The sequence below is a fragment of the Synechococcus sp. 'PEA 65AY6A-5F PE A' genome, assembly GCF_047462575.1.
Lineage (GTDB): Bacteria > Cyanobacteriota > Cyanobacteriia > Thermostichales > Thermostichaceae > Thermostichus.
In genome coordinates, this window is the sequence record NZ_JAOALE010000059.1 from 1 (window position 1) to 7,949 (window position 7,949).

Sequence of the window (7,949 nt, forward strand, 5' to 3'; positions counted from 1 at the left end):
TTCTCTCCTTCCTCTTGAATACCTGTACCCTATTTTAAATTAAAAGGCTGTACCTAATTTATGGTGAAAAACCCGACGGGTGGAAACCCTCTGGAAAGCGTGTCAAGCGGGGCCTGTACCAAACGGCAAAGGGGTGGTTGGTCAACGCTGAGGCAAATGCTGCCGCCAACCTGCTTAAGAAAGTCAGCAGAACCTTGGGGCTTTGCGTGAAGGAACTGTCTAGAGGCGCTTTGACAACGCCGTTACGGGTTCTTTTGTGGACTGCGTAAGAATCCCCCGCCTTCAGGCGGTGGGAGTGTTAAATCCAGCTACAATTGCTGTGTAAAGCCCCGCTTTAGGATCAACGCCGCTGGCAATGGCAAAGGCAAGCGCTAGCGGCAAAGCCACCACTGCTGTGGTCAAGCCGCCCATAAGGTCGCCGCGCCAGCGCGCCAAAAGCTTTTTCCACCCTTGGCCTGCGTCATCCGTAGCCACAGTTGGCTGACTCACCACAGCTACTCGAACACTCCTCAGTTGCCGATAAGTCCTTTCAAAGGGTAACACAGTGTTTACAAATGTGTATACGGACTCAATGGCACCGGGGAAGGTGTAGCGTCGCTGAGTGCCTCAGCGGCAGTTGACGGATAAAGCCAGAGTGTGAGCAGCCGATCGTAGGCCCAACGATGGTTTAGAATATTTTTAGAATCTGGTCTGAGGTTGCGGGGATCCTAAAGACGCCCAGCTCGGCGGTTTTATTCCGTCGTTTCTTCTCCCCTTTCCCTTCAGCTCCCTCTGTAACTTAGGAGATTGCTATGGCCGTTCCTAGTGGTCTTTCCAGCCCGCTGCCGGAGCAAGAAACCTCTACGGGACAAGGAAACGGTCTGAACTTGGCTCCTCGGCCTGCCGACCCGATCCTGCCGGCTGCTCTAGGGTCAGGAGAGAGGTCCGGCCCGCCGGTGTTTCCTAGCCCTGTCAAGTTCAGCAAGATCGAGATCGACAACCGCCCGGTGGGAGCTTCCACCCTGAAGGTAGTGGATTACTTTGCCGATGGCCGTCCGGTTGCTGCTGCCACTCTGAAAGTTGTGGATACCTGGGGCGAGGGGCGCCCAACGGTGGCTTCCGGCGTCAAATTTGTCCATGACCCAACCCTCAACCGGCCGGTGATGGCGGACGGCCTGAAAATTGCCAAAACTTTCCTGGGAAATCGCCCTATTGAGGCTAGTCCCCTTAAGGTGTTGCGTTAGCCGGCATCCCTGACGAGGGCCAGGGATCCCCCTGCTAACCTGAGTGGGGGAGACGTGACAGCGGCAAATATGGAGATCCTGGCGGCTTTGGTGGGGTTGCTGGCGGGCTTGGGAGGAGGGGCAGGCTACCTGGCAGATCAGGCGGCTCGGCAGCTTTTGCTCGCTCAGCTCGATGGGGTAGAGGTTTTGGAGGTGCGCATCCAAAGCCGCCCTAACTATCGTTTTTTGAGCGGCCAGGCGGATCGGTTGTTGGTTGCCGGGCGGGGGCTGTACAGGGCTCCGTTTCCGCGCATAGAGCTGCTGGAGCTGGAAACAGATCCGGTGGCCATTGACCCCTCTTTTTTCCGCGGGGCTCCTCTGCGGCTGGAGCGTCCTCTGCAGGCGGCGGTGCGGGTGGTGGTGCGGGAAGAAGACTTGAATGCTGCCCTCAACTCGCCAGAGGTGCTGAGACAGTTTCAGGATATCCGAGCAGATCTGCCCTTTGGCGGGCTTAGGGACGAACCCCGCCGCTTCGATCTGCGCAAACCCCGGGTCGAGTTTTTGGCTCCTGACCGCCTTCGACTTTCTGCCCTCTTGGTGGAGCAGGAAGGCGGCAGCGAGCAAAAAGACTCCGTCCCGCTGACGCGAGCAGTTGATGTAGTGTTCAACGCCGGGATCCAGGTGGAGGAGGGGCGCCGCTTGCAGCTTCAGGATCCGGAGTTTGTCATCGGCTCTGTGCGGGTTCCCGATGAGATCTCGGCAGCGTTTTTGGGCGGCCTTAACGAGGTGTTTGATCTGCAAGAGCTAGAAGATCTGGGGCTCCTGGTGCGGGTGCTCAGCTTGGAGATAGGGTCTGATCAGGTGCAGGTGATCGGCTTTGTGCGGGTCGAGAGCTTGGAGACCCTGATGGGATCCCGGCGAGCCGCCCTTCCCTAGCAGGGATCCCCGCCCATTGGGGCTAAATCTTCTCGTCGATAGGGTCGTCTTCTGCCAGGAGCTTCTCGATGCGGGCCTCGTCCAGGCGGGAGAGCAGCCGCGCCGCCTCTTGGTTGTCGCGAATGGCTGTGGCCAGCGTGAAGCCAGTTCAAGCTGGCTTGCGCCTGTGCCGGTTTGGGGATCCCCGGCAGGGTGGGCCTTTCTTCGCTACCCTAGAGCTAAGCAAGACAGGGGAATGGCAGCGATGGATCACTACGGAGGGCGTACCGCACAGCTTGGCTCTGGCAAATTGGGGGGGCGACGTTCCCGCCCACGGCGCGACCAGGCCCTGCCCCTGGGGATCCTGGGCTTTTTGCTGGGGGTGGGGGTGATGGGGGGAGCCTGGTGGTACAGCATTGGGCCGCGGCAAACCCTTTCTTTGTACTGGCTGACCACGGCTAACAACTCGATCTACTACGTGCAGCAGGAGCGCTCCGTGCGCGCCTTCGACGCCCAAGAGGCCATCCGTGTGGCTTTGGAAGAGCTGATCGCCGGGCCCCGGGATCCCCACCTCACCACCGCCATCCCTCCCCAGACACGGCTGCTGGATGTGCGGGTGGAAGGCAACGATATTTTCCTCAATTTCTCTTCTGAATTCACGCAAGGGGGGGGATCCACGGCGATGATGAGCCGGATCGCGCAGGTGCTCTACACGGCCACCAGCCAGAACCCCGGCGCGCGGGTGTGGATCTCCGTCGAGGGGCGTGCCCTCGAGGTATTGGGGGGGGAAGGGCTGATGATCGACCAACCCTTGACGCGGGCCTCGTTTGTCCCCAGCTTCCAGCTTCCGGCAGAACCTGAGGCGGAGCCGTCAGCCGTATCGGCCTCTTGAGAGATCATGAACTGGTTCCAACGGGTGGGCAGCAGTTTTCTCCTGGCCGGGCAGGTGACCTTGCACCTGCTGCGGGGCCGCATTCACCGTCGCAACACGCTGGAGCAACTGGCAGCGGTGGGGCTGGAGTCGCTGCTGATTGTTTTGATCACAGCGGTGGTGATCAGCGGCGTTTTCACGATTCAGTTGGCGCGCGAGTTCATCAACTTTGGAGCTTCTTCTCTCATCGGCGGGGTTTTGGCCATTGCCCTGGCCCGCGAGCTGACGCCGGTGGTGACGGCGGTGATCCTGGCTGGACGGGTGGGATCCGCCTTTGCCGCCGAGCTGGGCACCATGAAAGTCACGGAGCAGATCGACGCCCTTTACCTGTTGCGCACCGATCCGGTGGACTATCTGGTGATCCCACGGGTAGTGGCCGCGGGGCTGATGCTGCCGGTGCTCACCATCCTCTCCCTGTTGACGGGGTTGGTGGGGGGGATGATCATCTGCGCGTCGGTTTACAACATTCCTTCCACGGTGTTTCTCACCTCGGCTCAGAATCTCCTGGCCCCTTGGGACTTGATCGTCTGTTGTTTGAAGGCGATGGTGTTTGGGTCTCTGATCGCCATTGTCGGCTCCAACTGGGGCCTTTCCACCAGCGGGGGCGCCAAGGGGGTGGGGCGCTCCACCACCGATGCTGTGGTGACGGCGTTGCTGGGGGTGTTTGTTACCAACTTTCTGATCTCTTGGCTGGCGTTTCAGGGCCCGGGAACTGCCCTCAGCCGCGCCTTCTAGCCACTCAAAAGGGCAAAGGTAGGAGATAGTGATGCAAAATCCCTACGCCCCATTCCTGAGATTTTCTTGGCCTGAGATCAGCCGGGCGCTCAGGATCTGATCCCCCAGCTTGATCTTGCGCAGCACCTCGGTGCCCTCGGTAACATAGCCGAACACGGCGTAGCGGCCATCCATGAGGTTGAGGCCGGCAGGAGTGAGATCCGGCTCGGCCATAAAGATAAAGAACTGAGAAGAGGCGCTGTTGGGATCCTCGGGATAGCGGGCCATGGCCACCGTCCCTTCGGCAGCAAAGGGCAGGGCCGGCTCCACATCCCACAGGCCCAGTTGATCGAAGGTTTGGCCGTAGCGGGGCATTACCTCACCCTTGACCCGGATCTCCATGGGGATGGTGCGGACTCTGCCGGTGGCCGGATCCACATAGCCGTCGGCAGGGCCAGGGGGATCTCCAGCTTGCACTAGGAAGAATTTCTCCACTCGGTCAAAGGTCAGGCCATCGTAGAAGCCCCGCTGCACTAGGTCAGCGAAGTTTCCAGCAGTTATTGGAGCACTATAGCCATCCAGGGTGATCACCATGCGCCCGGCGGTGGTGTTCAGCTCCACTTCTGCCCGGCCCAGGAGCTGCGGCTTGTCGGCGTACTCATCAGGTACCTCGTAGGGGAAGGCCCCCACCCAGTTGTTCTCCAGGGATCCCAAGTCGTCTATGAGGCGGTCGTAGGCGGCGCGGGCTTCCTCCTTGCCCTTGGATTTGCGCTCCGTGGCCTGGCTGATGAGCTGCAACTCCTGGCGTAGGGCGGCTATTGCTTCAGAGGCGGCGGCAGCCTGCTCGGGGGGCAACTCCGCCAGCAGGGGATCCGCATAGCGATCTAGGAGCCGCTCCACCTGGCGCACATCCCCCCGCACCGCCGACCAGCGGTTGTACTTCAGGTCGGCCTCGATTTTGGTGATGGCCTCGTCAATTTCCCAGATCCGACTGTCTTGGATGGGCAGCGCCCGCCGCAAGAGGGTTCGCGGATCCGTAATGGCATCCCCTTGCGGCAGCGCCAGGGCCGGGATCCCACCCAGCCAAATCGTCCAAAGCAACACAGCCGCTAAGACCAGCCGGAGTGATCTTCTTCCCCACTCCCACCGATTGCTGCCAACTGCGGATCCCTGCTGGGCACGCTGTGTCATGTCTTCACCCGTTGCCGACACTGCTTTTGCTCTCAGCCTGGCATTCTAGCGTTGCTGGCGGCAAGCGTTGCTGCGAAAGAGGGGGGTGAAGTCGCCTTCAGCAGTCAAGCTGCAAGGTCATGGCTACCTCTATCTGGGAACGACAGCCTCGAAGCGGATGGCCCCGGCACTGCCGGCTTGCCCCACATTGACCACCACCAGGCCGTTGGGGTTGGTGATGCCCCCACAGGCCGGCGGCACCGCTTGCCCCGGCGGGATAAAAGCTCCCGCATCCCCATCAACCGCATCGCTCAGAGCCACTGGAGAGCCACCTGCCGGCGTCACAGACAAGCTGCCCGGCACATAGCCAAGACCGGGGGCGAGGGGATCACACACCGTCAGCCTCGAGCCGGGCGAATCCAGCAGGAAGTAAATCGCAAACTGCAGCCGCGCTCCGGGACGTACCGGCTGGTTGATGGCGCCTTGCAGGAAGGTGGCTGCCCCGCCCGGCCAAGGGATCCCTGGGTTGTCGTTGGGGTCGGTGGGCTCGTCGAAGAATTCGGGGATAGGAGTTCCGTTGAGAGCGGTAATCCGCTTGACCAGTCGGATCCCTTCGCCGGGGGGTGCCGGGCTGGGGGTCGGGGTTGTACCTGGGCTCGGCGTTGGCGTTGGTGTTGGCGTTTCCGTCGGCGTCGGCGTCGGTGTTGGTGTTGGCGTCGGTGTTGGGGTAGAGGCAGGAGTGACTGTAATAGTGATGGTTGCTTCGTTAGAAATTAACCCTTTCGTGTCCTTTACTGTATATTTGATTGAAGTGGTAGGGCCTGTGAAGCTCAGCACTGGAGCGAAGGTGACTTCCCCAGTGCTTAGATTGAGGGTATATGTGCCTTCCCCAGCAACTGTCAGGGTGGTTTGCTGTCCAGGAGTGAGCGGGTCTAGGTCGATAGTAGTGGGATCCAAGCTAAAAACGTAGGCTGTGTCATTGGACAGCACATTGATGGTGACCGGTGTATTGGCTGGGGTGGTGGCAGTGTCATCCTTAGCAACGGGGTTGTAAGCAACAATGCCCCCTCCTGCTGTCATGTCCCAACCGCCGTTAACCTCTTTCGTATTGTTCGGAAACGTTGTGAAGTCTTGGATTGAGCCAGTTACGTCATTCCCAACTACTCAGTTACGTCATTCCCAACTACTGAGTAACCAAAGAACGTTTGACCAGATCCTATGCCCAGATCCTGGTAACTTGCGAAAACACCCGACAATTTTTGATTAGCTGTGCTAGCTGTAATATTCGTATTCAGATTGGCAGTTCCGCAATTGTCGCTGTAAATCTTTGTAAGTGATATCACTGTTCCTAGTCCCCAATCAGTAGCCGAGACCGAGATGGGAGAGTTATAAACAAATTGTTTGGGATTTGGATCGAGTTTCTTAATAGCAGCAATTTTAAAACTATCGTTTCCTCCTCTATCTAGAAGTAGGAAGCCAATCTTATCAAGGTTTGTAGAAGGGGCAGTTATTCCGCCTGGGGTTATAAAGTCTACCCTCTCAATATTATTACTGTTCACACTGATAATATTTGTAAATAGATTATCCGTGCCAGCCTTGATAACTGGGTTTAATGGGTTGATTAAGAGAGCCTGATCCATGGATGTAATTCCCAGAGTGCCGGGAGTGTCTGGCGGAATGACCCAGACAATGTTGCATACACCAGATTTATTGGGGTTATCGACTCTCCTCAGAACAACTTGATCGGTTGCACCAATGAGAGACAGCTTTTGGCCACTCACCTGAATGTCTGTCAGTACAGATCCAGCACCTAAGGTGGGAACAGCAGCTGCTTGGAGTGTATGCTGGTAGCTGTGATCAATGATTCCTTCAACTACAATCGTAGGGGCAGTAACGCTGCCAGCTGTGGCTTCCAAAACCCAGTCTGCTCCAGCTTTGGCATGTCCTGTGAGGTTGGTAGAAGCAGCGATATCAGCTCCTGTCAGGCGGGCTATTTGCTCTATGAAAAGTCTGCCCTCCAGCCCTGCCGCCACCTCGCAGCCGTAGATTAAAATGTCCGCATCGTCCGCAAGGCTAGATTTCCACTTTGCCAGTAGGTCCGCGTACTCGGGCAAGTTTTCTCGGTTAAGAACTCTTCTGCCCAAGGAGAGTGAGCCTGCCTGCCCGTGAGACAGGATGTGCAGGGTTTTGATGCCTTTTCGTCCTCGCAGTGCCTCTGTGATCTGCTCAATCCCATCTCTATTGGGATCCAGAAGAACAACTTCCGCTCCAGGACGAATGCCTGCCAGCAAGATCGCCAAGTCCGGCAAGGCTTGATCGATAAAGACCAGCTCATCCTGCTTGGGGTGTTGTAGAGACGTTTCCCTAGACGCAGAGAAGCTAGCTTGCTCTACCCCCAAGAGAACCATTAGCAGGGCTGTGGAAACGGTGCCCAAGCTGCGACTAAAAAAGCAAAGCAATCTTTCCAGTTGACCAGGACGAAATGAAGACGGTTTTGAGGTCAGCATTCAACACTCCTCGGCTCTCTCAGCGCGTTCTCTTGAAACACAAAATCAGCTCACATCAAACTTGACTAAAACGAGGCAGCCATCAATTATCTACCCTTACCGAAACCGTGTTGCTAAAGAGCAACGAGCCCGATGCTGAACGAACCACAGCTCTGTTGGTAATGATGGTGGGAAGAGCGGGAGTTTCAGGAGCAGGCACAAATGGAGTCGGCGTAGGTGCCGGCGGTAGGGGTACGGGAATGCGGAGGCGGCAGGGCTGATCCGATTGATTGCCTTCTGGGGCATAGCAAACGCGAATAAGATCCTCCACAAAGCGAAGCTGATTAAAACTAAGTTGATCCGCTTGTCGAATGATGTCCGTAATGATTTCCTCCAGGTCTCGGGCTGTTCTGGAAAGAGGTACGCTGACAAACAGAATATTCTCCAGATCCCTAACTTCGGGGGGAGCTACAGCTTGTTAAGGGCTCAAGGGGTACAATAGCAGCACTTAGCAAACCAACTTCGGAAGGA

The 7,949-nt window shown here is 57.6% G+C and carries 7 protein-coding genes and 1 pseudogene; 4 read left to right on the top strand and 4 right to left on the bottom strand.

The features are described 5' to 3' along the window. Positions 1-300: 300 nt before the first annotated feature. Positions 301-411 (bottom strand): annotated as a pseudogene (locus GG26_RS13055) (SulP family inorganic anion transporter); the annotation flags it as partial. 380 nt (positions 412-791) lie between these two features. On the opposite strand from GG26_RS13055, the gene GG26_RS13060 reads away from it, so the two are divergent. The 4 genes from GG26_RS13060 (at position 792) to GG26_RS13075 (ending at position 3,783) form a co-directional block, all read left to right on the top strand. Then, entirely contained in the window at positions 792-1,223 is a 432-nt protein-coding gene (locus GG26_RS13060; protein WP_011430898.1) for a hypothetical protein, read from the top strand. A gap of 54 nt (positions 1,224-1,277) precedes the next feature. Continuing rightward, positions 1,278-2,138 (top strand): DUF2993 domain-containing protein, encoded by an 861-nt coding sequence (locus GG26_RS13065; RefSeq protein ID WP_228375271.1) that lies wholly within the window; start codon positions 1,278-1,280, stop codon positions 2,136-2,138. Positions 2,139-2,382: 244 nt separating this feature from the next. Continuing rightward, complete coding sequence (locus GG26_RS13070) at positions 2,383-3,009, top strand: GerMN domain-containing protein (RefSeq protein ID WP_099813000.1); 627 nt, start codon at positions 2,383-2,385, stop codon at positions 3,007-3,009. A gap of 6 nt (positions 3,010-3,015) precedes the next feature. After that, positions 3,016-3,783: an MlaE family lipid ABC transporter permease subunit gene (locus tag GG26_RS13075; RefSeq protein WP_011430901.1), complete on the top strand. Its 768-nt coding sequence runs from the start codon at positions 3,016-3,018 to the stop codon at positions 3,781-3,783. Positions 3,784-3,825: 42 nt separating this feature from the next. On the opposite strand, the gene GG26_RS13080 is transcribed toward GG26_RS13075, so the two are convergent. The 3 genes from GG26_RS13080 to GG26_RS13090 form a co-directional block, all read right to left on the bottom strand. After that, positions 3,826-4,953: a peptidylprolyl isomerase gene (locus GG26_RS13080; protein ID WP_414391071.1), complete on the bottom strand. Its 1,128-nt coding sequence runs from the start codon at positions 4,951-4,953 to the stop codon at positions 3,826-3,828. Positions 4,954-5,082: 129 nt separating this feature from the next. After that, complete coding sequence (locus GG26_RS13085; protein ID WP_414391074.1) at positions 5,083-6,012, bottom strand: Ig-like domain-containing protein; 930 nt, start codon at positions 6,010-6,012, stop codon at positions 5,083-5,085. Between the two features lie 80 nt (positions 6,013-6,092). Further along, on the bottom strand, positions 6,093-7,439 hold the full coding sequence (locus GG26_RS13090) for a DUF4347 domain-containing protein (RefSeq protein ID WP_414391077.1): 1,347 nt from the start codon (positions 7,437-7,439) through the stop codon (positions 6,093-6,095). Between the last annotated feature and the right edge of the window lie 510 nt (positions 7,440-7,949).